General features: G+C 64.7%; 23 protein-coding genes. 14 read left to right on the top strand and 9 right to left on the bottom strand.

Annotated elements, in window-relative coordinates; translation table 11 throughout:
- Positions 1-26 precede the first annotated feature (26 nt).
- Positions 27-983 carry a GlxA family transcriptional regulator gene (locus PIN01S_RS10820; protein ID WP_084335671.1) on the top strand — a complete coding sequence of 319 codons (957 nt, stop codon included), beginning with the start codon at positions 27-29 and terminating at the stop codon, positions 981-983.
- Between the two features lie 321 nt (positions 984-1304).
- On the opposite strand, the gene PIN01S_RS10815 is transcribed toward PIN01S_RS10820, so the two are convergent.
- The 4 genes from PIN01S_RS10815 to PIN01S_RS10800 all read right to left on the bottom strand — a co-directional run bounded on the left by PIN01S_RS10815 (position 1305) and on the right by PIN01S_RS10800 (position 5501).
- Complete coding sequence (locus PIN01S_RS10815) at positions 1305-2069, bottom strand: amino acid ABC transporter ATP-binding protein (protein ID WP_084335670.1); 765 nt, start codon at positions 2067-2069, stop codon at positions 1305-1307.
- Between the two features lie 11 nt (positions 2070-2080).
- Positions 2081-3178 (bottom strand): amino acid ABC transporter permease, encoded by a 1098-nt coding sequence (locus PIN01S_RS10810; RefSeq protein ID WP_084335669.1) that lies wholly within the window; start codon positions 3176-3178, stop codon positions 2081-2083.
- Between the two features lie 10 nt (positions 3179-3188).
- On the bottom strand, positions 3189-4373 hold the full coding sequence (locus PIN01S_RS10805) for an amino acid ABC transporter permease (protein ID WP_084335668.1): 1185 nt from the start codon (positions 4371-4373) through the stop codon (positions 3189-3191).
- Between the two features lie 99 nt (positions 4374-4472).
- The gene (locus tag PIN01S_RS10800) at positions 4473-5501 is read right to left on the bottom strand and encodes an amino acid ABC transporter substrate-binding protein (protein ID WP_084335667.1); all 1029 of its coding nucleotides are present in this window, start codon (positions 5499-5501) and stop codon (positions 4473-4475) included.
- 475 nt (positions 5502-5976) lie between these two features.
- On the opposite strand from PIN01S_RS10800, the gene PIN01S_RS10795 reads away from it, so the two are divergent.
- From PIN01S_RS10795 to PIN01S_RS10760, 8 genes are all read left to right on the top strand, one after another.
- Positions 5977-6636, top strand: a complete 660-nt coding sequence (locus PIN01S_RS10795) for an alpha/beta hydrolase (protein ID WP_084335666.1) — start codon at positions 5977-5979, stop codon at positions 6634-6636.
- 26 nt (positions 6637-6662) lie between these two features.
- On the top strand, positions 6663-8567 hold the full coding sequence (locus PIN01S_RS10790) for an acyl-CoA synthetase (RefSeq protein WP_084335665.1): 1905 nt from the start codon (positions 6663-6665) through the stop codon (positions 8565-8567).
- A gap of 146 nt (positions 8568-8713) precedes the next feature.
- A complete protein-coding gene (locus PIN01S_RS10785) occupies positions 8714-9652 on the top strand; it encodes a GGDEF domain-containing protein (protein WP_084335768.1) in 939 nt (312 codons plus the stop codon).
- Positions 9653-9704: 52 nt separating this feature from the next.
- Positions 9705-10868 (top strand): dipeptidase, encoded by a 1164-nt coding sequence (locus PIN01S_RS10780; protein ID WP_084335664.1) that lies wholly within the window; start codon positions 9705-9707, stop codon positions 10866-10868.
- Between the two features lie 111 nt (positions 10869-10979).
- Positions 10980-12440: an ATP-dependent RNA helicase RhlB gene (gene rhlB, locus PIN01S_RS10775; protein WP_084335663.1), complete on the top strand. Its 1461-nt coding sequence runs from the start codon at positions 10980-10982 to the stop codon at positions 12438-12440.
- A 169-nt stretch (positions 12441-12609) separates the two neighbouring features.
- A complete protein-coding gene (locus PIN01S_RS10770) occupies positions 12610-13554 on the top strand; it encodes an ornithine cyclodeaminase family protein (protein ID WP_084335662.1) in 945 nt (314 codons plus the stop codon).
- 7 nt (positions 13555-13561) lie between these two features.
- Complete coding sequence (locus tag PIN01S_RS10765; protein WP_084335661.1) at positions 13562-14686, top strand: NAD(P)/FAD-dependent oxidoreductase; 1125 nt, start codon at positions 13562-13564, stop codon at positions 14684-14686.
- 76 nt (positions 14687-14762) lie between these two features.
- Positions 14763-15395 carry a helix-turn-helix transcriptional regulator gene (locus PIN01S_RS10760; protein WP_084335660.1) on the top strand — a complete coding sequence of 211 codons (633 nt, stop codon included), beginning with the start codon at positions 14763-14765 and terminating at the stop codon, positions 15393-15395.
- A 4-nt stretch (positions 15396-15399) separates the two neighbouring features.
- Here PIN01S_RS10760 and PIN01S_RS10755 read toward each other — a convergent pair whose 3' ends face one another.
- Positions 15400-16389: an NAD-dependent epimerase/dehydratase family protein gene (locus PIN01S_RS10755; RefSeq protein WP_084335659.1), complete on the bottom strand. Its 990-nt coding sequence runs from the start codon at positions 16387-16389 to the stop codon at positions 15400-15402.
- A gap of 84 nt (positions 16390-16473) precedes the next feature.
- Positions 16474-17361, bottom strand: coding sequence for a LysR family transcriptional regulator ArgP (locus PIN01S_RS10750; protein ID WP_084335658.1), 888 nt, complete (start codon positions 17359-17361; stop codon positions 16474-16476).
- Positions 17362-17457: 96 nt separating this feature from the next.
- Here PIN01S_RS10750 and PIN01S_RS10745 point away from each other — a divergent pair, with 96 nt between their 5' ends.
- The 3 genes from PIN01S_RS10745 (at position 17458) to PIN01S_RS10735 (ending at position 19277) form a co-directional block, all read left to right on the top strand.
- Positions 17458-17862: an ACT domain-containing protein gene (locus PIN01S_RS10745; RefSeq protein ID WP_084335657.1), complete on the top strand. Its 405-nt coding sequence runs from the start codon at positions 17458-17460 to the stop codon at positions 17860-17862.
- 1 nt (position 17863) lies between these two features.
- A complete protein-coding gene (locus PIN01S_RS10740; RefSeq protein WP_084335656.1) occupies positions 17864-18466 on the top strand; it encodes a LysE/ArgO family amino acid transporter in 603 nt (200 codons plus the stop codon).
- A gap of 229 nt (positions 18467-18695) precedes the next feature.
- Entirely contained in the window at positions 18696-19277 is a 582-nt protein-coding gene (locus PIN01S_RS10735; protein WP_084335655.1) for a superoxide dismutase, read from the top strand.
- 203 nt (positions 19278-19480) lie between these two features.
- Here the strand turns inward: PIN01S_RS10735 and PIN01S_RS10730 are convergent, their stop codons facing one another.
- Together PIN01S_RS10730 and PIN01S_RS10725 are read right to left on the bottom strand one after the other, a co-directional pair.
- On the bottom strand, positions 19481-20131 hold the full coding sequence (locus PIN01S_RS10730; RefSeq protein WP_084335654.1) for a hypothetical protein: 651 nt from the start codon (positions 20129-20131) through the stop codon (positions 19481-19483).
- A gap of 1 nt (position 20132) precedes the next feature.
- Positions 20133-21428, bottom strand: coding sequence for an ammonium transporter (locus tag PIN01S_RS10725; protein ID WP_084335653.1), 1296 nt, complete (start codon positions 21426-21428; stop codon positions 20133-20135).
- Between the two features lie 436 nt (positions 21429-21864).
- Here PIN01S_RS10725 and PIN01S_RS10720 point away from each other — a divergent pair, with 436 nt between their 5' ends.
- Complete coding sequence (locus PIN01S_RS10720) at positions 21865-23931, top strand: putative bifunctional diguanylate cyclase/phosphodiesterase (protein ID WP_084335652.1); 2067 nt, start codon at positions 21865-21867, stop codon at positions 23929-23931.
- 215 nt (positions 23932-24146) lie between these two features.
- Entirely contained in the window at positions 24147-24422 is a 276-nt protein-coding gene (locus PIN01S_RS10715) for a DUF3509 domain-containing protein (RefSeq protein ID WP_084335651.1), read from the top strand.
- A 54-nt stretch (positions 24423-24476) separates the two neighbouring features.
- On the opposite strand, the gene PIN01S_RS10710 is transcribed toward PIN01S_RS10715, so the two are convergent.
- Complete coding sequence (locus tag PIN01S_RS10710; protein WP_084335650.1) at positions 24477-25580, bottom strand: dihydrolipoamide acetyltransferase family protein; 1104 nt, start codon at positions 25578-25580, stop codon at positions 24477-24479.
- Between the last annotated feature and the right edge of the window lie 80 nt (positions 25581-25660).

Below are 25660 nucleotides of genomic sequence, written 5' to 3'. Positions count from 1 at the left end.
GCCAACCCTGAATCGCGAGAGCCGCCATGCTCGACGTCGCCCTGTATGTCTGCCCACAAACCGTCTGCTCCAGCCTGAGCATGGCCGGCGATGCCTTCCTGCTGGCCAACCAACTGGCGGGCCAGGCGCTCTTCCGGGTTCGGCGGTTCAGCCTGGACGGCCAGACGGTGGAGCTGGGCTTCGCCACCATCCGGGTGGACGGCGGCCTGGAGATCGCCGAGCAGGCCGGCTTGGTGTTGCTCCCTGCGACCGGCAGTGTCATCGAGCGCACCCTGGCGACCAACGCGGCGCTGCTGACCTGGCTGGACGGACGCCCCGCCACCCAGCAGTTGGCCAGCCTGTGCAGCAGCGCGTTCATCCTGGCGGCGGCCGGCCTGCTCGATGGCCGGCGCGCCACCACTCACTGGTCGCTCGCCGATGCCTTTCGGCGGCGCTTTCCCCGGGTCCGGCTGGATATCGATGAACTGCTGACCCACGACGGCCACCTGCTCTGCTCCGGCGGCGCCCAGGCCGGGCTCGATCTGTGCCTGTACCTGATCGGCCTGCACGGCGGCGACTGGCTGGCCCAGCAAGTGGCCAGCGCCCTGGTATTCGATACGCGGCGAGGTCGGCAGTCGCGCTTCGCGCCGCTGTTGCCGGAGCTGTCCGTGCAGGAAGGTTCACTGGCGTCGTTGCTGCACTGGTTGCAGAAGCACCACGCCGAGCCGCTGGACCTGCACCGCCTGGCCGAACAGGTGCACTGTTCGCCGCGCACACTGCTGCGCCGCTTCAAGGCCGGCACCGGCCTGACGCCCAACGAATACCTCCAGCGCCTGCGCATCGAATCGGCGCGGATCGCCCTGCGCAACCCAACCACGTCATTGGAACAAGTCGCCGCCCAAGTCGGTTACGCCGACCGCGCCACCTTCGCCAAGCTGTTCAAGCAACTCTGCGGCGAAACGCCGGGAGCATTCAGGCGGCGGTTGCGTGAGGCGCAGGCGTAGGGCTCCTGCGGGCGAACGAATGCACGCAGCCTCTGTAGGGCACTCTAAAAACTACCTGCGTTGTCATCACTGCGTTAAAAACAAGCTCGAATGCGAGCCCAGGCTAGGCGCCCCCATCAAAATGCTCATTTACAGCCCGTAAAGTCGTATGCGACCCCAGTCGCTTTTTCGCTTGTTTTTGTGGGGCCGCCGAGGCCTTGTGCTGACTGCCTCGTCTACGTTTTTAGAGGTGCCCTGTAGGGGCGAATTCATTCGCCACGCATACAACCAACGCCAATAACAAAAAGGGAGCCGAAGCTCCCTTTTTCACGACCACCCGCCTCAGTGCAGGATCTGGCTGAGGAACAGCTTGGTGCGGTCGTTTTGCGGGTTGGTGAAGAACTCGTCCGGCGCGGCCTGCTCGACGATTTCCCCCTTGTCCATGAAGATCACCCGGTTCGCCACGGTGCGGGCGAAGCCCATTTCGTGGGTCACACAGAGCATGGTCATGCCGTCCTGGGCCAGACCGATCATGGTGTCCAGCACTTCCTTGACCATTTCCGGATCGAGTGCGGAAGTCGGTTCGTCGAACAACATGATCTTCGGCTTCATGCACAGGGCGCGGGCAATCGCCACACGCTGCTGCTGGCCGCCGGAAAGCTGGCCCGGGTACTTGTTGGCCTGCTCGGGAATGCGCACGCGCTCGAGGAAATGCATGGCGATTTCCTCCGCCTTGCGCTTGGGCATTTTGCGCACCCACATCGGCGCCAGTGTGCAGTTCTGCAGCACGGTCAGGTGCGGGAACAGGTTGAAGTGCTGGAATACCATGCCCACTTCGCTGCGGATCGCCTCGATGTGCTTGAGGTCGCTGGTCAGCTCGACGCCATCGACGACGATACGACCCTGCTGGTGCTCTTCCAGGCGGTTGAGGCAACGGATGGTCGTGGATTTGCCGGAACCGGATGGCCCGCAGAGCACGATGCGCTCGCCCTGCTTGACGTTCAGGTTGATGTCCTTGAGCACGTGGAACTGGCCGTACCACTTGTGCACGCCCTGCATCTGGATGATGCCATCGCCGGCGACAGGCTGTTTGTTTGCTTCAGTCATTGGGGTAACTCCTAACGCTTGTGGCCGGTGTCCAGCTTGCGCTCCAGATGCTGGGAGTAGCGGGACATGCCGAAACAGAAGATCCAGAACACCAAGGCGGCGAAGACATAGCCTTCGGTGGCCATGCCCAGCCAGGCCGGGTCGGTGGTGGCTTGCTTGATGCTGTTGAGCAGGTCGAACAGGCCGATGATGATCACCAGGCTGGTGTCCTTGAACAGCGCGATGAAGGTGTTGACGATGCCGGGGATGACCAGCTTGAGCGCCTGCGGCAGGATCACCAGGCCCATCATCCGCCAGTAGCCCAGGCCCATGGCCGCGGCCGCTTCGTACTGGCCTTTCGGGATGGCCTGCAGACCGCCACGCACCACTTCGGCGATGTAGGCGGACTGGAACAGGATCACACCGATCAGGGCCCGCATCAGCTTGTCGAAGCTGAGCCCCTCGGGCAGGAACAGCGGCAGCATCACCGAGGACATGAACAGCACGGTGATCAGCGGAACGCCGCGCCAGAACTCGATGAAGGTCACGCTGATCACGCGGATCGCCGGCATGTTCGAACGACGGCCGAGCGCCAGCAGGATGCCCAGCGGCAGCGCACCGGCGATGCCCACGGAGGCGATCACCAGGGTCAGCATCAGGCCGCCCCAGCGGCTGGTGGGCACGTCCTCCAGGCCCAGGAAACCGCCATGCAGCAGCCAGAAGGCAACCAGCGGATAGACCACCAGGAAGCCCAGCCCGTAGACCGCCTTGCGCGGCATCTGCCGGATGAACAGCGGTGCGGCGCCGATCACCGCCAGCCAGGCGGCCATGTCGACGCGCCAGCGCAGTTCGGCGGGATAGAAGCCGTACATGAACTGGCTGAAGCGCTGCTTGATAAAGACCCAGCAGGCGCCATCGCTGGTGCAGTCGGCACGGGTGGTGCCGGTCCAGTCGGCTTCGATGAAGGCCCACTTGAGCAGCGGCGGGACGATCAGCCAGATCAGGTAGATCGCCAGCAGCGTCAGCAGGGTGTTGAACCAGTTGGAAAACAGATTGGCGCGCAGCCAGCCGAGCACTCCGACGCTCATGGTCGGCGGCGGCAGGTCGGGTTTGAAAGTATGGGTCGTCATGCGCTTGTCCTCACCGCTCGATAAGCGCGATGCGCTTGTTGTACCAGTTCATCAGGATCGAAATGCTGATGCTGATGGCCAGATACACACTCATGGTGATGGCGATGGTTTCGATGGCCTGGCCGGTCTGGTTGAGCACGGTACCGGCGAACAGCGACACCATGTCCGGATAGCCGATGCCGGCGGCCAGCGAGGAGTTCTTCGCCAGGTTCAGGTACTGGCTGGTGAGCGGCGGAATGATCACCCGCATGGCCTGGGGAATGATCACCAGACGCAGCGCCTTGCCCGGGCGCAGGCCCAGGGAACGTGCCGCTTCGGTCTGGCCATGGCTCACTGCCTGGATGCCCGAACGCACGTTCTCGGCGATGAACGCCGCGGTGTAGATGGTCAGCGCCAGGACCAGCGCCATCAGCTCGGGGATCACCACCCAGCCGCCGCGGAAGTTGAAGCCTTTCAGCTCCGGCACGCTCCAGGCGAAGGGGTTGCCCGCGATCAGCACCGTCAGGCCCGGAATCACCACCAGCATCGCCAAGGCGGTGATCAGGATCGGGAAGGTCTTGCCGGTCGCCTCGAAGCGGGCCATGGCCCAGCGGCGCATCAGGACGATGCCGACGATGGTCAGCACCAGCGCGATCGCGAACGGCCAGAACGCCCCGGTGGGATCGGGCGACGGCATGTTCAGGCCGCGGTTGCTGATGAAGAAGAGGTCCCCCAGGCTCACGCTCTGCCGTGGGCCCGGCAGGGGCAGCATGATGGCGAAGTACCAGAAGAAGATCTGCAGCAACGGCGGGATGTTACGGAAAATCTCGATGTAGATGGTGGCCAGCTTGCTCAGCAGCCAGTTCGGCGACAACCGGGCGATACCGACCAGGAAGCCGAGGATGGTTGCCATCACGATGCCGATGACCGAGACCAGCAAGGTGTTGAGCAGGCCGATGACGAATACCCGGCCGTAGGAATTGCTCTCGTTATAGTCGATCAGGTGTTGGGAAATACCGAAGCCGGCACTGTTCTGCAGAAAGCCGAAGCCGGAGATGATCCCGCGCTTCTCCAGGTTGTACTGGGTGTTCTGGAACAGGAACCAACCGAGCGACACCACGGCGATCACCGCGATGATCTGGAAGAGCCACGCGCGTATCTGCGGATCGGTCCAGACCGAACCGCGTGGGCGCGGGGCATTGACACTAGTTTGCATGACAGCCCTCATGAAGAAATCCCCGGTGGCCTATGACTGCAGGCCCCGGGGTTGTCTTTATTGGAACAGTCACCACCCGAAAGTGGTGACTTACAACGGTCAGCGCACCGGCGGTGCGTACTGCAGACCACCCTTGTTCCAGAGGGCGTTGAGGCCGCGCTCGATCTTCAGCTCGCTGCCGCCGCCGACGTTACGCTCGAAAATCTCGCCGTAGTTGCCGACCTGCTTGACGATCTGAACGGCCCAGTCTTTCGGCAGTTTCAGGTCCTTGCCGTACTCGCCTTCCGCGCCGAGCAGACGGGCGACGTCCGGGTTCTTGGTGGTTTTGGCCTGCTCTTCGACGTTCTTCGAGTCGATGCCGAGTTCTTCGGCGTTGAGCATGGCGAAGAGGCTCCAGCGCACGATGTCGAACCACTCTTCGTCACCCTGGCGAACGGCTGGGCCCAGCGGTTCCTTGGAAATGACTTCCGGCAGAACGACGTAGTCATCCGGCGCGGCCAGCTTGATGCGCTGTGCGTAGAGCTGCGACTGGTCGGAGGTCAGCACGTCGCAACGGCTGGACTCCAGCGACTTGGCGCTTTCGTCGGAGGTGTCGTAGGTGATGGGGGTGTACTTCAGGCCGTTGGCGCGGAAGTAGTCGGCGAGGTTCAGCTCAGTGGTGGTACCGGCCTGGATGCAGACGGTGGCGCCATCGAGTTCCTTGGCGCTGGATACGCCGAGCTTCTTGTTCACCAGGAAGCCCTGGCCGTCGTAGTAGGTCACGCCGGCGAAATTCAGACCCATGGCCGAATCGCGCGAGCTGGTCCAGGTGGTGTTGCGCGACAGCACATCGACTTCACCGGATTGCAGCGCAGTGAAACGCTCCTTGGCGGTCAGCGGGCTGAACTTGACCTTGCTGGCATCGCCGAAAACCGCAGCGGCTACCGCACGGCAAACATCGACGTCGATCCCTTTGTAGTTGCCCTTGGCGTCGGCGTAGGAGAAGCCCGGCAGACCATCACTGATACCGCACTGCACGAAGCCCTTCTTCTTCACTGCGTCCAGGGTCGCGCCCGCCTGCGCGAAGCTGCTGACGCCGAGCACTGCAGCAGTGGTCAGCACAGCCAGGGTGGTTTTCACCATTTTCATCAAAACCTCCAGTTGCTTTTGTTGTGTTGGAGTCTCGGCCCTTCCACCGTACCTTTGTGGGGCACGTTCGATCCTATCGGCGCCAGCAGGATCGACCGGGGTGCAGGCCTAAGGCGGAGTCTAGTTGGCCGTTTTTCCGTCAGCCATAAAACCCGCCTCGCCCATTGGTCAAATGGGCTGGAGACGAATCGTTCACCTTGCGCCAGCCGCAGCGCTTAGCGAACCTATTGAAGCCGCCGGGACGGCTTCTGTCTGTTATATGGCGCATGCTCTGCGCGCTGTGTTACCGGCAAAGCGCCATATCTTCAGTCCGGTGCTGACTTAGCAAAGCCCGTACCAGAGCGGCGTTCGAAATGCGATCGGAAGAGGTCAAGAGCAAAAGTTTTAGCCTTGCGACATCTTCTTCACGGATTCGCCCACCCCCTGAAAGCGTAGCGCACCAAAATGGTGCCCGCGCACTGCACTGGAGCCTCCGATGACCGAACCCTTGATTCTTCACCCCACACAGGAGGCCGATGCGTGCGTCATCTGGTTGCACGGACTGGGGGCGGACCGTTACGACTTCCTGCCGGTAGCCGAGGCCTTGCAGGAGCGTTTGGACACCACACGCTTCGTTCTCCCGCAGGCGCCAACCCGCCCGGTGACCATCAATGGCGGCTGGGAAATGCCCAGTTGGTACGACATCCTGGCCATGAGCCCGGTGGCACGCGCGGTGGACCTCGATCAACTTGAGCAATCGTCCCACCAGGTGACCGACCTGATCGAGAGTCAGGTCGCCGCCGGCATCGCACCGGAGCGGATCGTGCTCGCCGGTTTCTCCCAGGGCGGCGCGGTGGTCCTGCACACCGCCTACCTGCGCTGGCCGGGAGCGCTCGGCGGGGTGTTGGCGCTGTCCACCTACGCGCCGACGTTCTCCGACGAAGCGACACTCGCGGATACAAAACAACAACTGTCGGCGCTCTGTTTGCATGGCACCTTCGACGACGTGGTGCCCATGGCTCTCGGCCGTGCGGCGCACGACTATCTGGCCGCCCGCGGAGTGCCGGTGGGCTGGAAGGACTATCCGATGGGCCACGAGGTGTTGCCGGAAGAAGTACGCGATATCGCTGACTGGCTGAGCGAACGTCTCGGCTGACCTCGACTCGACAACAAGAAGGGACCATGAACGCGAACCGCATTCCCCCAATAGCCTCGCTGCGTGATGTCGAACGAATCGAAGAAACCCCGCTGGAAGCGCGCGACATGCCTTCCAGCACCTATGACCTGCTGCGCCGCAGCGCACAGCGCAACCCGGATGCACCGGCGCTGACCTTCCTGCTCCAGGGTACGGCGGACGAGACGCCCTACCGCTTGACCTACGCCGAACTGTTCGCCCGGATCACCCAGACCGCCAACGCCTTCCACCGCCTGGGCATCCGACCCGGCAAGGCGGTGTCCTTTCTCCTGCCGAACCTGCCGCACACGCACCTCACCCTCTGGGGCGGCGAAGCGGCCGGTATCGTCAATGCGATCAACCCCCTGCTCGAACCCGAGCACATCGCCGAACTGATCCGCGCCTCCGACTCCGAGGTGCTGGTGACCCTGGCCCCCTTCCCCGGCACCGACCTGTGGGACAAGGTGGCCGGCCTGCGCGACCACCTGCCCGGCCTGAACGCCATCGTCACCGTGGATTTGGCGAACCTGCTGCCCGAACCGCAGCGCAATGCCATCAAGGCCCAGCGCGGCCCGTTGCCGGAAGGGGTGCTGGACTTCGACGAACTGATCGCCGCCTGCCCGGCCGACCGGCTGGAAAGCGGCCGGGACATCCAGCCGGACGACATCGCCTCCTATTTCCATACCGGCGGCACCACCGGCACGCCCAAGCTGGCGCCGCACAGCCACCGTAACGAAGTGGCGATGGCAATGATCCTGGCCTTCCTGCTGGATTTCGGCGAAAGCGACACCACCCTCTGCGGCCTGCCGTTGTTCCACGTCAACGGGGTAATGGTCACCGGGCTGGCGCCCTTCTTCCGCAATGCCCAAGTGCTCCTGGCCACACCCCAGGGCTACCGCAACCCGAGCCTGATCCAGAACTTCTGGAAGATCATCGAGCGCCACCGGGTCAGTTTCTTCAGCGGGGTTCCGACTATTTATGCCGGGCTCCTGCAAATCCCCAGCGAAGGTCACGACCTGTCCAGCCTGCGCTACGCCCTGTGCGGCGCCGCGCCGATGCCGGTGGAGCTGATCCGCCAGTTCGAAGGCAAGACCGGACTCAAGCTGATCGAAGGCTACGGCCTCACCGAAGGCACCTGCGGCAGTTGCGGCAACCCGCCGGCGGGCGAGCGGCGGCCGGGCTCCATCGGCCTGCGCATGCCCTACTGCGAAGTCGCCATCAAGGTCCTCGACGAACAGGGCAACTTCCTGCGCGATGCGGCGACCAACGAGATCGGCAACGTCTGCCTGCGCGGTATCACGGTGTTCAAGGGGTACCTGCAAGCGAGCAAGAACAAGGACATCTGGGTCGACGGCGACTGGTTCAACACCGGCGATCTCGGCCGGATGGACACCGACGGCTACATCTGGCTCACCGGCCGGAGCAAGGACCTGATCATCCGCGGCGGCCATAACATCGACCCGCAACTGATCGAGGAAGCCCTGCACAAGCACCCTGCCGTCGCCATGGCCGCGGCGGTCGGCAAGCCGGACGAGAAGGCCGGCGAACTGCCGGTGGTCTATGTGCAACTGAAGCCCGGCGCCCAAGCCAGCGAGGCGGAACTGCTCGAGCACGCCGCCGCGCACATACCGGAACGCGCGGCGATCCCCAAGGATGTATGGATCATCGACGCCATTCCGGTCACCGCAGTAGGCAAGACCTTCAAGCCGGCGCTGCGCTTCGACGCCATTCGTCGCGTCTTCGAATCCGTGCTGCAACCGCTGGATGCGGGAATAAGCATCGAGGTCCGCAACGACGACCGGCACGGCCAACGGGCGGACATCCGGGTGCCGGCGCTGGATGCGCAGCGTCGGGCGGAAATCGAGCGGCGGCTGGCACCCTTCCCGGTGAAATTTGAACTGATCGCCAGTTAGGAAAGAAAGGCCGACCGATGGTCGGCCCAACTTTCGGCAAGCGTTGCCAGAACTTTGGCGCTGGAATAATGTCAAAGCCGGTATTCGCCACCCAGGGACGATATCGCGATGCCTATTCCCACCAGCCTCTGCACGTCCTCGCTGCGATGAAAACCGCCCACTGGCAGGAAAACCTGCAGCAGATCCGCCATCTGCGCCTTTTTCAGAACGTGGCGGCCAGCAGCTTGAAGCACCTGCTCAAGGAATTCCGCGCTTGTGAACTCGAGGCTGGGGAAATCCTGCTCTCCCCGTTCAACCGCAACCAGTTCCTCTATCTGCTCCTCGAAGGGCAGCTCAAGGTCTATCTCGGCTCCCTCGATAACCAGCCGGTCAGCACGCTGGAACCGGGTGAGTGTGCGGGGGAAATCAGCTTCATCGACAACGACCGGCCCTCGGCCTATGTCGTGGCCAACGAACGGTCGTTGGTCCTGCGCCTGCATCGCCAGTCGCTGATGACACTCTTCAACGAGTCTCCCCAGTTGATGCAAAACCTGTTGGAGCTGCTTTGCGAGCGGGTCCGCCAGGGCAACCGGATCATCCTCGATACCGAGCAGAACGCCAACGTCGATACCCTGACCGGCCTGTTCAACCGGCGCTGGCTGGAGCATGTCTTCCAGCGCGAAAGCACCCGCTGCGCCTTCAACAACCAGCCGATGAGCATGCTGATGCTCGACGTGGACCACTTCAAGGCCTACAACGACCAGCACGGCCACCTGGCCGGCGACTATGCCCTCTGCCTGGTCGCCCACACGCTGCGCAACCAGCTCCGCCCCAAGGACAACATGACCCGCTACGGCGGCGAAGAATTCGTCATCCTCCTGCCGGAACTGGGCGCGGCCGAAGCGCGCAACATTGGCGAGCGGCTGCGCCAGAGCCTGGAGCAGGTCGGCACCTTCTATTCGCCGGTGGGCATGCTGCCGGGCGTCACCGTATCCATCGGGCTGGCCCAGATGGAGGCGTCGGACAGCCTGGAAGACCTGATCGCCCGCGCCGATGCGGCGCTGTACCAGGCCAAGCAGGAAGGTCGCAACCGACTCTGCGGTTGAGCGCGCCCCGGCCTGCTACAGTGCCGAGGACACCCGAAGCCGGATGCTTCCCATGCGCAAAGCTCTCGTCGTCCTGCTGATCCTGGCCGTGTCGGGATTGGCGATTTTCTTCAGCCTGCCGCCCCTGCTCGACCGCTTCCTGAACAGCGTCGAGAACACTCCGCCCTACCCGGCCAGCGCTGCAGCCCGGCAAGTCCACCAGCGCCTGTTCATCGCCGACCTGCACAACGATGCCCTGCTCTGGGAACGCGACCTGCTGCAACGCCGGAACTACGGCCACTCCGACCTGCCGCGCTTGCTGGAGGGGCACGTCGCGCTGCAGGTGTTCTCCACCGTCACCAAGACCCCACGCTGGCTGAACTACCAGCGCAACGACAGCGATGCCGACAACATCACCCTGCTGGCGATGGCCCAGCGCTGGCCACGGGAAACCTGGAACAGCCTGTTGCAGCGCGCCCTTTACCAGAGCCGCAAATTGCATGAGGCTGCCGCGGCCAGCGACGGGCGCCTGGTAGTGGTGACGAATCGCCGCGAACTGGACACCTTCCTGGAGCGTTGGAGCAGAGACCCACAGCGCGTCGCCGCCCTGCTAGCCACCGAAGGGCTGCAACCACTGGAAGGCAGGCTGGAAAACCTCGACCGCCTTTACGATGCCGGCTTCCGCATCGCCGGGCTGACCCACTTCTTCGATAACGAGGTCGGCGGCTCGGCCCATGGCCTGAACAAAGGCGGACTGACGCCCTTCGGCCGCGACGTGATCGCCCGCCTGGAGCAGAAACACATGCTGGTGGACCTGGCCCACGCGTCTCCAGCTCTGATCGACGATGTCCTGGCCATCGCCCGCCGGCCGGTGCTGGTCTCCCACGGCGGCGTCGCCGGCACCTGTCCGGGCCCGCGCAACCTCAGCGATGCGTATCTGAAAGGGATCGCCGCCACCGGCGGGGTGATCGGCATCGGCTACTGGGACGCGGCGGTCTGCGCCACTTCGGTGGCGGCCATCGTCAAGGCGATCCGCTACACCGCCGACCAGGTAGGCGTGGCCCACGTGGCCCTCGGGTCGGACTTCAATGGCACCGTACGTACACCGTTCGACGCCAGTGGCCTGGCCCAACTCACCGACGGCCTGCTGGAAGCCGGTTTCAGCCGCGACGAGATCGCCGCGATCATGGGCGACAATGTGCGTCGCCTGCTGCGGGATAACTTGCCGGAGGACTGACCAACCGGTCACATTTGACCCTCAGGCCGGCGATTGAGCAATATTTCGCCGCGCCGGTTTATTGCTTTACACTGGCGGCCGTTCACTCCTTAACCAACTGATGAGATTACCGTGCTCAAAGCACTCAAAAAAATTTTTGGCAAGGGCGAAGCGCCCGTATCCGGCCCGGCACCTTCCCCCGCCTCCCCCCGCACTGTCGACGACGAAAAGCGCAGCACTCCCAAGTCGAAACCGCCACGCCCGGCTTCCGAAAAGCGCACTGGCGACGAAGCCCGTAAAGGCGAGAACGCGGAACGCAAGGCGGACAAGCCGAAATCGGATAAACCACGCCGTGAGCGCCCGGCCAAGCCGGTGGATAACTGGAAGCTGGAGGACTTCGTGGTCGAGCCGGCCGAAGGCAAGACCCGCTTCCACGACTTCGATCTCGACCCACGGCTGATGCATGCCATCCATGACCTCGGCTTTCCCTACTGCACACCGATCCAGGCCCAGGTCCTCGGCCACACCCTGAAGGGGCGCGACGCCATCGGCCGGGCCCAGACCGGCACGGGCAAGACCGCCGCCTTCCTCATCTCCACCATCACTCAACTACTCACCACCCCGCCGCCGAAAGAGCGCTACATGGGCGAGCCACGCGCGCTGATCATCGCGCCGACCCGGGAACTGGTGGTGCAGATCGCCAAGGACGCCCTGGACCTGACCAAGTACAGCGGCCTCAACGTCATGAGCTTCGTCGGCGGCATGGACTTCGACAAGCAGCTCAAGCAGCTCGAGTCGCGCTACTGTGACATCCTGGTCGCCACGCCGGGCCGCCTGCTGGACTTCAACCAGCGCGGCGAAGTGCACCTGGACATGGTCGAGGTGCTGGTCCTCGACGAAGCCGACCGCATGCTCGACATGGGCTTCATTCCGCAGGTGCGCCAGATCATCCGCCAGACCCCGTACAAGGGCGAGCGCCAGACCTTGCTGTTCTCCGCCACCTTCACCGAAGACGTGATGAACCTGGCCAAGCAGTGGACGGTGGACCCGGCGATCGTCGAGATCGAGCCGGAGAACGTCGCCAGCGATACCGTCGAACAGCACGTCTACGCCGTGGCCAGCAACGACAAGTACAAGCTGCTGTACAACCTGATCGTGCAGAACGACTGGACCCGGGTGATGGTTTTCGCCAACCGCCGCGACGAAGTGCGCCGCATCGAGGAGCGCCTGACCAAGGACGGCGTCAGCGCCGCCCAGATGTCCGGCGACGTCCCGCAGCAGAAGCGGATCAAGACCCTGGAAGGCTTCCGCGAAGGCAAGATTCGCGTGCTGGTCGCCACCGACGTGGCCGGCCGCGGCATCCACGTCGAAGGCATCAGCCACGTGATCAACTTCACCCTGCCGGAAGACCCGGACGACTACGTCCACCGCATCGGCCGGACCGGCCGTGCCGGCACCAGCGGCACCTCCATCAGCTTCGCCGGCGAGGACGATGCCTTCGCCCTGCCGCCCATCGAAGAGCTGCTGGGGCGCAAGATTCATTGCGAAATGCCGCCCGCCGAGCTGCTCAAGCCGGTGCCGCGCAAGCACTGAAGCGCAAGTGGAACGACAAAAGGCGAAGCCCGGTGCTTCGCCTTTTTCGTTTCAGGAGCGGCCCGCACGGATAGAAAGGCGTCATCGGCTTAAGGGGATGAGCACGGCCTCTTGCCGATATGGACTATAAAATCCAATATGGACAAACAGTTCATATTGGAGTCGCCCGATGCGCCCTACCCCCTACGTGATCGAACAGGCCGAAGCGGAACGCCTGCTCGCCCGGATCGACGTCCACCAGGCCATGGCCGACATGTTCCGCGACCTCGCCGCCGGCCACGCCGTGCAACCGGCCCAGCAGCTGGTCGAATTCCCAGATGCGAGCGGCGACTTCATCAATTACCTCGGCGTCCTGTCGCGCGAGGGCGTCTACGGGGTCAAGACGTCGCCCTACATCAAGCGCGAACAGGGTGCATTGGTCAGCGCCTGGACCTTGCTGATGTCCATGGAAACCGGCCAGCCGCTGCTGCTCTGCGACGCCGGCAGCCTGACCACCGCGCGCACCGCGGCGACCACGGCGGTGGCAGTGGAGGCCCTGGCTCCCGCCGACGCACGCCGCCTGGCGGTGATCGGCAGCGGCCCGGTGGCTCGTGCGCATTTGCGCTACGTCAAGGGCCTGCGCGATTGGCAGGACATCCGCCTGCATTCGCCCCGGCTCGCGCAGGCCTCTGCGGAGGCCCGCCAGGAACTCCGCGCCCTCGATCCGCGCCTGGAGATCGTCGTCGATCTGGCGGACGCGGTGGAAGGTGCCGATGTCATCCTGCTCTGTACCTCGTCCGCCACCCCGGTGCTCGACCCGCTCGCCCTGGCCAAGCCGGCCCTGGTCACCTCAATTAGCACCAACGCGCCCAGGGCGCACGAAGTGCCGCCGCAAAGCCTGGCGGGTATGGACGTCTATTGCGACTACCGGTCCACGACACCCGGCGCCGCCGGCGAAATGCTGCTGGCCGGCGAACGGCATGGCTGGAACAGCGCGGACATCCGCGGCGACCTGCCGGAGCTGCTGAGCGACAAGGCGCAGCGTCCCGATTACCGCCGCCCGGTATTCTTCCGCTCCATCGGCCTCGGCCTGGAAGACATCGCCCTGGCCAACGCCCTCCACCGTCTCCTGTGAGCCCACCATGATCGAAGCGGACTTCCTCATCATCGGCGCCGGTATCGCCGGCGCATCCACCGGCTACTTCCTGGCGCCCCATGGCCGCGTACAGCTCATCGAACGCGAGCCCCAACCCGGCTACCACTCGACCGGACGCTCCGCCGCGCTCTACACCGTCGCCTACGGCACGCCGCAAGTACGGGCACTGACGGCGGCCAGCCGGACCTTCTTCGACAACCCGCCGGAGGGCTTCGCCGAACATCCGCTGCTGTCCCCGCGCGGCGAGCTGACCGTGAACTTCAGCGGCGACCGCGAGGAACTCGAACGCCAATACCACAGTGCCTTGGCCAGCGTGACCCAGGTGCGCCTGCTCGATGCCGACCAGGCTTGCGCCCTGATTCCCGTATTGCGCCGGGAGAAGGTCCACGGTGCGCTGTACGACCCCTCCGCCGCCGACATCGACACCGATGCCTTGCACCAGGGCTACCTGCGTGGAATCCGCCGGCACGGTGGCCGGATCGACTGCGCGACCGAAGCACTCGCTATCCAGCGCAGCGGCGACGCCTGGGAAGTGCGCAGTGCCGAGCGGACCTATCGCGCTCCGGTCCTGATCAATGCCGCCGGCGGCTGGTGCGACCGCATCGCCAACCTCGCCGGGGTCCGGCCGATCGGCCTCCAGCCGAAACGCCGCGCCGCCTTCATTTTCGCCGCGCCGGAAGGCGTGGAAGCCCACCGCTGGCCGATGCTGGTCAGCCTCGATGAATCCTTCTACATGAAGCCGGACGCCGGCATGTTGCTCGGCTCGCCGGCCAATGCCGACCCGGTCGAACCCCACGACGTGCAGCCGGAAGAGCTGGACATCGCCATGGGCATCTACCAGATCGAAGAGGCCACCAGCCTGAGCATCCGTCGCCCCGCCCATACCTGGGCCGGGCTGCGCTCGTTCGTTGCCGATGGCGACCTGGTGGGCGGCTACGACCCGCAGGCGCCGGGCTTCTTCTGGGTCGCGGCCCAGGGCGGTTACGGCATCCAGACTTCGCCGGCGATGGGCCAGGCCTGCGCCGCGCTGGTCCGTGGCGAGCCGCTGCCGGCCACGCTGGCCGGCTTCGGCCTGAGCGCCGACGGCCTCTCGCCGACGCGCCTGTGGTGACGCCCCGGACGCTTTGCGGCACACTCCCTGCGCCCGCCAGACACCGGCGGGCGCCAGCCCAGGAGCACGCAACCGCATGACGCCGCCCCGCCAAGATCCCGCCCTGGAGAACTACCGGGCCATCGCCGATGCCATCGCCACCCTGTTCTTCCCCCATGCCGAAGTGGTGCTGCACGACCTGCGCACCCAATCGGTGGACTACATCGCCAACAACCTATCCAAGCGGCGCATCGGCGACGACGCCGCGCTACTGGACCTGCTCAGCGACGACAACGGCGAACGCAACATCGGCCCTTACGAGAAGCTCAACTGGGACGGCCAGAAAATCCGCTCGGTCAGCACTGTCCTGCGCGACGCCGCGGGCACGCCAATCGCCATGTTGTGCATCAACCTGAACATTTCCCTGTTCGAAAGCGCGAAGGCGGCGCTCGACCTGTTCCTCTCGCCGACCCAACTGATCCCGCAGCCGGACGCCCTGTTCCGTGATGACTGGCAGGAGCGCATCAACACCTTCCTGCACAATTGGCTGCGCCAGCGCCAACTGGGCCTGAACAGGCTCACCCGCGAGCACAAGCGCGAACTGGTGGAAGCCCTGCATGCGGAAGGTGCTTTCAAGGGCCGGAGCGCCGCGAACTATGTGGCCAACGTACTGAACATGGGGCGTGCGACCGTGTACAAGCACTTGAAGGAGATCAAGGGCGAAGCCTGAGTCGTCACAGTCCCTGCGCCTGCCACCAGGCACAGAATTCGTCCAGCGCGGTCCAGACGCTGACCTGCGGGTCGTAGTCTAGGTACTGCCGGGCCCGGGTGATATCGAGGGAGAAATCCTTGGCCATCACCGCCACCCCGAGGCGGAACAGCGTGGGCTCCGGCTGTCCGGGCAGTACCTTGCATACCGCTTCGTTGAGCGCAGCGACGGCATAGGCCAGCGGATAGGGCATGTGCCGGGTGACCGGCGGCAAGCCGAGTTGGCGAAACACGTAGTTGACCATATCCCACAAGGGCACCGGTGCGCCGTTGCTGATGTTGTACACCTTGCCCAGCGCCTCGCCGCCCGCCAGCAGGCCGCTGAACAGCGCATCGTTGAGATTCTGCACGCTGGTGACGTCGACCTTGTTCAGGCCGTTGCCGATGATCGACAGCCGCCCCCTGCGCTGCATCTGGATTAGTCGCGGGAAGATGCTGGTGTCTCCGGCGCCGGTGACGAAGCGCGGACGGAAGGCGATCACCTCCAGGCCGAACTCCTCGGCCCCGAAAACCTTCTGTTCAGCCAAGTACTTGGTCGCGCCGTAATGGTCGGAAAAGCGCTTGGGCACCTGCTCCTCACGCAGTCCCACGTGAGATTGCCCGTCGAAGTAGATGGACGGAGACGACAGGTGCAGCAACCGCCGCACATGCTGCTTGAGGCAAGCCTCGACGACGTTCTCGGTGACCTGCACGTTGGCCTGGTAGAAATGCGCGTACCGCCCCCAGACACCCACCGCACCGGCGCAATGCACCACTGCTTCGACATCCTGGCAAAGGCGCTGGGCCAGTTCGGGGTCGGCCAGATCGCCCTGGACGAACTCGGCACCGCGCCGCACCAGGTGCTCCACCGCCTCCGGTCGCCGACCGTTGACCCGCACGCTCAGCCCCTGCTCCAGGGCGAAGCGGGCGAAACGCCCACCGATGAAACCACTCGCTCCGGTCACCAGAATCTTCATCGTCGCTCCGTCCTTCTTATGAATGCCGACTCTAGCACTCGCACCGGCTCGCTGCCGTGGCGCAGCGAGCCAAGCGGGTGGCCCTCAACGCACCAGCAACCGCTCAGCCGCCCGAACGAGTCGACGGGTGAGTTCGCCGAGCAATTCGCCGCCGTTGCGCCAGTGGTGCCAGTAGAGCGGCACATCCACCGGCCGCTCCGGCAGTAGCTCGACCAGCTCGCCACGGGCCAGTTCGCCGGCCACCTGCAACTCCGGCACCAGCCCCCAGCCGAGTCCGCCCGATGTCAGGCGGACAAAGCCTTCGGAAGACGGACAGAGGTGATAGACGAATCCCCCCGCCACGCCCAGCGACTCCAGATACCGATGCTGGAGGAAATCGTCCGGCCCGAACACGATGGCCGGGCTGCGAGCCAATGCTGCGGGAGTCACCCCGGTGGGGAAATGCCGCGCGATGAACGCCGGACTGGCCAACGCCCGATAGCGCATGGCGCCCAGCAAAAGACTGCGCGCCCCGGCCACAGGACGTTCGGCAGCACAGACGCAGGCCGCCACCTCGCCGGCGCGCATGCGCTTGAGCCCGACCTCCTGGTCTTCCACTACCTGGTCTAGCAACACCCGGTGCTCGGCGCAGAAATCGGCCACTGCCGGCGCCCACCAGGTCGCCAGGCTGTCGGCGTTGATCGCGATGCGCAGGCGCTCCGGCTGCCCGCCCTCGTCGAGCGCCGGAACCTGGCCTTGCAGGTCGCGCTCCAGCAGACGCACCTGCTGGACATGGTTGAGCAGGCGCCGGCCCAGCTCGGTGGGCTGGGGCGGCGTCGCCCGCACCAGCACCGGCTGGCCGACCCGCGCCTCGAGCAGTTTGATCCGCTGCGACACCGCCGACTGCGACAGGCCCAGCACCAGAGCGGCCCGCTCGAAGCCGGCCTGCTCCACCACAGCAGCGAGCGCGGCGAGCAGCTTGTAATCGAACATCTATTTTCCTAATGACTGATAACCAGGATTCGTTTTTCTTATACAGCGATCCTCTCCAGACTCGCCAGTACGTTTTCACTGCCCGAGACAACGACCATGACTGGCGAAACCTCCCTGTCCCTGCTGCTCCGAAATCTCAGCGCCCGGCTCAATCCCGGCGACTACGTGTTCTGCTCGCTACCCGACCACAGCCTTCCGACGGGCCTCGTACCGCTCGGCAGCTTCCGCGAACAGGAAGGGCTGACCGTGATCCTCGAACGTCAGGACGCGCAGCGGCTCGGGCTCGCCTTCGGCTATGTCGCCGCCTGGATCACCCTGGACGTGCACTCCTCGCTGGCGGCCGTCGGCCTCACCGCCGCCTTTTCCAAAGCGCTGGCCGAGGCCGGGATCAGCTGCAACGTGATCGCTGGCTATTACCACGATCACCTGTTCGTCGCCCGCGACGACGCCGAACGCGCTCTCGCCGCCCTGCGCCAACTGGCCCACCCGGAGGAGCACTGACATGTGGCAGAGCTATCTCAACGGCTTGCTGGTGGCCGCCGGCCTCATCGTCGCCATCGGCGCGCAGAACGCCTTCGTCCTGGCCCAGAGCCTGCGCCGTGAACACCACCTGCCGGTGGCCGCGCTCTGCGTGCTGTGCGATGCGGTACTGGTCTCCGCCGGGGTGTTCGGCCTGGCCGCAGTGCTGCTGCAGAGCCCGACACTGCTGGCCGTGGCACGCTGGGGCGGCGCGGCGTTCCTGCTCTGGTACGGGACCAAGGCGTTGCTTCGCGCCGCTCGCCCGCAAGGGCTGGAGCAGGCGGCGGATGCCGGGCCCCGCTCGCGTCGCGCCGTGCTGCTCACTGCCCTGGCGGTGACGCTGCTCAACCCGCACGTCTACCTGGACACCGTGCTGCTGATCGGCTCCCTAGGTGCCCAGCAGGCCGAGCCGGGCGCTTACGCACTGGGTGCCGCCAGCGCCTCGCTGGCCTGGTTCTTCGGCCTCGCCCTCGGTGCCGCCTGGCTCTCACCCTGGCTGGCGCGTCCGGCGACCTGGCGCCTGCTCGATCTCGGCGTGGCGCTCATGATGTTCGCCGTGGCCATGCAATTGCTGCTCGGCGACTGACCGGAACATTCGCAACAGCCCCGTTGTCCACCGAGGGAACGGGGTTCCTCAAAGGCCCTGGCGCACGCCTTTCCCCTACAGATGCTGCGTGGATATGCCCCCCACCCGGTGCTATGATCCGGCCTTCGCGGAACAAAGGAGTCGAACTCCTGCCGCATTATCGGGCCGACCCGTGACGGCCTGGCGCTTGCCGCACCCTTGCCTTGTCTGATGAATGAAGGAGATAACCATGGCTTTCGAATTGCCGCCGCTGCCGTACGAAAAGAACGCCCTTGAGCCGCACATTTCCGCCGAAACCCTGGAATACCACCACGACAAGCACCACAACACCTACGTGGTGAACCTGAACAACCTGATTCCGGGCACCGAATTCGAAGGCAAGAGCCTGGAAGACATCGTCAAGACCTCTTCCGGCGGCATCTTCAACAACGCCGCCCAGGTGTGGAACCACACCTTCTACTGGAACTGCATGAGCCCGAACGGCGGTGGCCAGCCCACCGGCGCCCTGGCCGACGCCATCAACGCGGCCTTCGGCTCTTTCGACAAGTTCAAGGAAGAGTTCAGCAAGGTCTCCATCGGCACCTTCGGCTCCGGCTGGGGCTGGCTGGTGAAGAAGGCCGACGGCTCCCTGGCCCTGGCCAGCACCATCGGCGCGGGCAACCCGATGACCAGCGGCGACACCCCGCTGCTGACCTGCGACGTCTGGGAACACGCCTACTACATCGACTACCGCAACCTGCGTCCGAAGTACGTCGAAGCGTTCTGGAACCTGGTCAACTGGGACTTCGTAGCGAAGAACTTCGCCGCCTGAGCCTCTCGCTGATCCAAAAGAAAACCCGGCCTGCGCCGGGTTTTCTTTTTGGGTTCGGATGTCAGCGCAAACCCTCTTGGTCACCTTCTGGGACCACTGCCAGGAGTAACTCGCCGGTGGCGAAACAAGAGGTGTCTGCGAACTCGCTAGTCGGTTTGGCTCAGAAGCCCCTCACAACGACTGAGCCTTCCTTTCGCAATCCCTTACAACAACTTCTGCGGCGACATCGGCAGCCCCAACCGCTCCACCTGCTGCACCGCGCGGGTCAATGTCTGATCGGCCAGTACCGGGCCGAGCAGCTCGCAGAGTCCGATGTAGATCAGGTTGAGCAGCATCTTCAGGTGGTCCAGCTCCAACCCCGCCGCTCCCAGGCGGCCGTACTGGTCCAACCAACTGCGCAGGCGCAGTCGTACGCCGGCATCGGTACGCAGGCTATTCAGGTTGTTGGCCGCCTGTCGGCACAGTTGCGGCAGCCGCTCCGGGTCGACCAAGCCGAACAGGGCATCGGCGAGCGCCTCGAAGGTTTCCCGCGCCTGATCGTCAGGCGTCGCCGCTGCACTCTTCGGCGCGACTACGCCATGCTTGCGGCGCCAGGCCTGCAGGCGGGCTTCGGGGTCCGGCAGCAATTGACTGACGGGGCCGCTCAGGGCCCCGACCAGTTCGCGGTATAGCCGAGCGCGCTCCAGCTTACGCTCGCTCAGCGCGGCGATTTCGGCGAGAAACCCATTGAGGGCGAAAGAGGGTTTTTCCGAATACTTGGTTTCCCACAACCAGAGCAGCGGCAGCAGTTCCTCCTCGGAGAAATGGCCGGCGAGACCGGTATAGATGGCACGCCGGCGGGTCGAAAGACTCATCTCACCCCCTCCGCGTCAGCTCGCTGTTATCGAACGTCACCGACTGGTTGAACTCGGGATACCCCACCTCGGCATGCTCGGAATAATCCAGGCCGCGCTGTTCGTGCAGCGGCGACGAACGCAGGCCGATGGTCTTGGCGATCACCAGATACATGATCAACGCCAGCGGGAATGCCCAGAGGAAGGCCGAGGCGATACCCAGCAACTGCACGCCGACCCGTGCCGGATCGAACAGGTCGCCCGCATAGAACAGCCCGGCGGCCAGCGTGCCCCAGGCACCGGAGAAGCCGTGAACCGGCACCGCGCCGACCACGTCGTCGAGCCGCAGGCGCTCCATCAGGCGCATGCCGAACACCACCAGGAAGCCGGCGATCAAACCGGTCAGCAGGGCAAAGCACGGCTCCAGGGTGGCGCAGCCGGCCGTCACCGACACCAGGCCGCCGAGCGAACCGTTCACCGTAGTGGTCAGCAAAACCGGGCTGGAGGAACTGCGTAGCGCCAGCACCGCACCCAGAGCGCCGGCTGCGGCTGCCAGATGGGTATTGAGGGCGATCAGCCCGAGGCTGACGTTCATTTCCAGGGCGCTGCCGGCGTTGAAACCGAACCAGCCGAGCCAGAGCACGAAACCGCCCAGCGCAACCAGGCCCAGGTTATGACCGGGGATGACCCGCGCTTCGCCATCCGGCCCGAAGCGCCCCAGGCGTGGACCGAGCACCAGGATGCCGGCCAGGGCGCACCAGGCACCAATGCCATGAACCACGGTGGAACCGGCGAAATCGACGAAGCCGAGACGCGCCAGCCAACCCTGGCCGCCATAGACACCGCCCCAGGCCCAGCTGCCGAACATCGGGTAGATGAAGCCGCAAATCAGGATCGCACCGACCAGATAGGCGCCGTACCGCGTCCGCTCAGCCATGGCGCCACTGGCGATGGTGGCCGCCGTGGCAGCGAACATCAGCTGGAACAGGAGGAAGGTGAAGTCCCAAGGCTCCCCTTCGCTGGTAGCGAAATGGCTCATGCCCAACCAGCCGCTGCGATTGATGCCGAACATCAGGCCGAAACCCACCAGCCAGAAGACGACGCCGCCGGCGCAGCTGTCGATATAGTTCTTCATCATCACGTTGACGGCGTTCTTGGCCCGCGCCATGCCGCTCTCCAGCAGGGCGAAACCGGCCTGCATGAAGAACACCAGGGCGCTGGCAATGACGACCCACCCCGTGTTGATGGCTTCGTCGGTAGCGGCGCTGGCCGGTATGGCGAATCCCAGGGTGAGAAACAACAACAGAAATGCTCGCATCCCCATAGCCTCAGGAAGGTCCAGATAAAGGGCGCGCATCGTAGCCTCGAGGGATATCGCGAAACTGCCGAACACCCTTCACCTTTCCCGAGCGGTAGAGCACAGTTTTGTCGAACAGATGCTGATCGAGGGAATGCAATAGCCAGGCAATCCCGTTCATCGGAAAGGGCTTCTCCGGATACGGCGGCCACAGCGCCAAACGATGGCAGGCATGCCATGCCCTGGCCTTGCTTGCAACAAAACCGCCGAACGGCGCTCAAGACCGTCGCCGTCCAACCGACATAGATGGATAGGCCTACTGACTGTAGGGCAATGCGTTACCATCGGTCATTCCGGGTCGAATTCACCGGCAAGCAAAATGATGGCCCTTTGACGTCTACCCTACGTTTGCCAATACTCACACCCGACTGACTTCGCCAGCATTAAGGAATCGCCATTGAAGCTGGACCAGAAAAACAGCCTGTCCTTGAAGTTGCTCCGCGTGGTGCTGCTGTCCGCGCTGGCTGTCGGGGTCGTGCTGAGCTGTGCGCAGATCGTCTTCGATGTCTACAAGACACGCCAGGCTGTAGCCAACGACGCGCAACGTATCCTCGGCATGTTCCGCGACCCGTCGACCCAGGCGGTCTACAGCCTCGACCGGGAAATGGGCATGCAGGTCATCGAGGGCCTGTTCCAGCATGAATCGGTGCGCTTCGCCGCTATCGGCCATCCCAGCGAGCCCATGCTGGCGGAACGCTCGCGCGATCTGCTGGACCTGCCGACCCGCGTCCTCACCGACCGCATCCTCGGCAAGGAAAAGAGCTTCACCACCCAACTGGTCGGCCGCGGCCCGTACAGCGAATACTACGGCGACCTGACCATCACCCTGGACACCGCCCCCTACGGCGAGGACTTCGTCGCCAGTTCGGTGATCATCTTCGTCTCCGGCGTACTGCGCGCCCTGGCCATGGGCCTGGTGCTGTACCTGGTCTATCACCTGATGCTGACCAAGCCGCTCTCGAAGATCATCGAGCACCTGACCAACATCAACCCCGACCGCCCCAGCGAACACAAGCTGCCCATGCTCAAGGGCCACGAAAAGAACGAGCTGGGCCTGTGGATCAACACCGCCAACCAGTTACTCGCCTCCATCGAGCGCAACAGCTACCTGCGGCGCGAAGCGGAAGACAGCCTGCTGCGCATGTCGCAGTACGACTTCCTCACTGGCCTGCCGAACCGCCAGCAACTGCAACAGCAGCTCGGCCAGATCATCGAGGATGCCGGCCGACTGCAACGCCGGGTCGCCGTGCTGTGCGTCGGCCTGGACGACTTCAAGGGCATCAACGAACAGTTCAGCTACCAGCTCGGCGACCAGTTGCTGCTGGCCTTGGCCGACCGCCTGCGCAGCCACAGCGGCCGTCTCGGCGCCCTTGCCCGCCTCGGCGGCGACCAATTCGCCCTGGTCCAGGCGAACATCGAACAGCCCTACGAAGCCGCCGAACTGGCGCAGAGCATCCTCGACGACCTGGAAGTGCCGTTCGGCCTGGATCTCCAGGAAGTCCGCCTGCGCGCCACCATCGGCATCACCCTCTTCCCCGAAGACGGCGACAGCGCCGAGAAGCTGCTGCAGAAAGCCGAACAGACCATGACCCTGGCCAAGAGCCGCTCGCGCAATCGCTACCAGTTCTACATCGCCAGCGTCGACAGCGAGATGCGCCGCCGCCGCGAACTGGAAAAAGACCTGCGCGACGCCCTCGGCCGCGGCGAACTGCATGTGGTCTACCAACCGCAGGTAGACTACCGCGACCACCACGTCAGCGGTGCCGAAGCGCTGCTGCGCTGGCAGCATCCGCAGCATGGGCTGGTTCCGCCGGACCTGTTCATCCCCCTGGCCGAGCAGAACGGCAGCATCATCGCCATCGGCGAGTGGGTGCTCGATCAGGCGTGCAAACAACTTCGCGATTGGCACGACTTGGGCTTCACCGAACTACGCATGGCGGTCAATCTGTCGACGGTGCAACTGCACCACACCGAGCTTCCACGCGTGGTCAGCAACCTGATGCAGGTCTACCGCCTGCCGCCGCGCAGCCTGGAACTGGAAGTCACCGAAACCGGCCTGATGGAAGACATCTCCACCGCCGCCCAGCACCTGCTCAGCCTGCGCCGCTCCGGTGCGCTGATCGCCATCGACGACTTCGGCACCGGCTACTCCTCACTGAGCTACCTGAAGAGCCTGCCACTGGACAAGATCAAGATCGACAAGGGCTTCGTCCAGGACGTGCTGGAAGACGAAGACGACGCCACCATCGTCCGCGCCATCATCCAACTGGCCAGGAGCCTGGGCATGCAGGTGATCGCCGAGGGCGTGGAGACCGTCGAGCAGGAGGCCTACATCATCGCCGAAGGCTGCAACGAAGGTCAGGGCTACCTCTACAGCAAACCGCTGCCAGCCCGCGAACTGACCGTATTCCTCAAACAGGCCCGGCGCCTGACGTCGGTCGCGAGCAATCCGGCAACGTTCTGAAGGGCCGCTTCACGCCTGCCACACGAGCCGCGCCAGAATGGCGCAAAGACGCATTCCAGAGCCATTTTCCTGCCCCTTCGCGGGGCGCCCGGCCACCGTTTGTCGAAACCTTGCGCCAGCGCACAACCGAACAGCGGCAAGTCGCCGCACCGCTTGAACTTTGACCACCTACCATCGGTCAACCCTCGCAGACTCTTCTGATCAGGAATTAACCGATGGACAACCCCTTCAAGCGCATCAGCGATGTTTTCCAGGCCGATTACTTCGTCAACTTCAGCGTCGAGCGGCCCGACGGCAGTATCGTGCTCACCCTGTCCAACGCCAATGGCGTGGCGGTGAAGCGCTTCATCAGCGCCGAGCAACTGCGCGATCCGGAGAAGCTCGAGCGCTTCATCATGAGCGTCCGCTTCGGCCTGGCGATCGAGAATGGCGAGGCGTCCCCGGCCCTGCTGGCCTCGATGACCCAGGTCCGCGACGCGGTCCATGCCTGACCCGGGCACGACGCGGCGCGCGCCGTGCCCGGAGCCCGGTCGCTAGGCCGCGCCTTACGGCTCCTCCAATGCCCGCACCAATGCCTTGAGGAAACGTGCCGCCTCGCCCCCGGTCACCGCCCGGTGATCGAAGGTCAGCGACAGCGGCAGGATCGGGTGGACCACCACTTCGCCGTTCATCGCCACCGGCTCGTCACGGATACCGCCCGCACCGAGGATCGCCACCTGCGGAGGCACCACCACGGGGTTGGCGTAGCGGCCGAACAGGGTGCCGAAGTTGGACAGGGTGATGGTCGCCCCCATCATTTCCTGCGGCGGAATGGAACGCGCCTGGACATCCGTCCGCAAGCGCGCCATGCCTTGCCGGAGGTCTTCCGCCGAGCGCGAGCCGACATCGCGCAACACCGGCACGAACAGGCCGTCCGGCGTATCCACGGCGATGCCCAGGTCCACCTTCTCGTGGGTCCGGATCGACAGGCTGCGGCCATCGAACCAACTGTTCAGCACCGGCTCCGCCTGGATCGCCGCGGCAATCGCCTTGCCCAGACGGATCAGCGGGTCGCGCGCTTCCTTCCAGCGATACAGGTCAGCATCGGCATAGATGCTCACCGGCACCACTTCGGCATGCGACCTCGCCATGTTGATCGCCATGCTGCGCCGCACGCCGCGCAGCTTCTCTCCGCCGAAGCGATCGCTGGACTGCTTCGCCGCCGCCTCCACGTCGGTTCGGGTGATCAGGCCGTCCGGCCCGGAACCGCTCAGCCCACTCAGCTCCACGCCCATCTGGCGGGCCAACTGACGCACCGCTGGGGTAGCCCGCGGCGCCATGTGCTCGCGGGTGGAAGGCGCCGCGCCGACGAAGAAGCTGTCCTCCCGGGCCCCCTCGCCGCCCTCCAGCCGCCCCACCACGGTGCCGGCATCGCCTTCGCCCTCGTAGGCCATCAGCGGCTCACCCACATGGAGGATGTCGCCTTCGTTGCCGAAAGTCTTCGCCACCACGCCATCGTGCGGAGCGGGAATATCCACCAGCGCCTTGGCCGTCTCCACCGACACCAGCAGTTGATCGGCCTTCACCGTGTCGCCGACCTTGACGTGCCATTCGACGATCTCGGCTTCCTGCAACCCTTCGCCCAGGTCGGGCAGTTTGAAATATTTCATGTTCGTCTCCTCACGCCTGTCCCGGCCCGCTGACGGTGCCCGGCACAGGAAAGAACCTGTTCGGCTGCGTCCCCCGGTCG

This window comes from Pseudomonas indica NBRC 103045 (assembly GCF_002091635.1).
GTDB classification, from domain to species: Bacteria; Pseudomonadota; Gammaproteobacteria; order Pseudomonadales; family Pseudomonadaceae; genus Pseudomonas_M; species Pseudomonas_M indica.
Note: the sequence above shows the minus strand (reverse complement) of the source record. Positions and strands in the feature narration are given on the sequence as shown.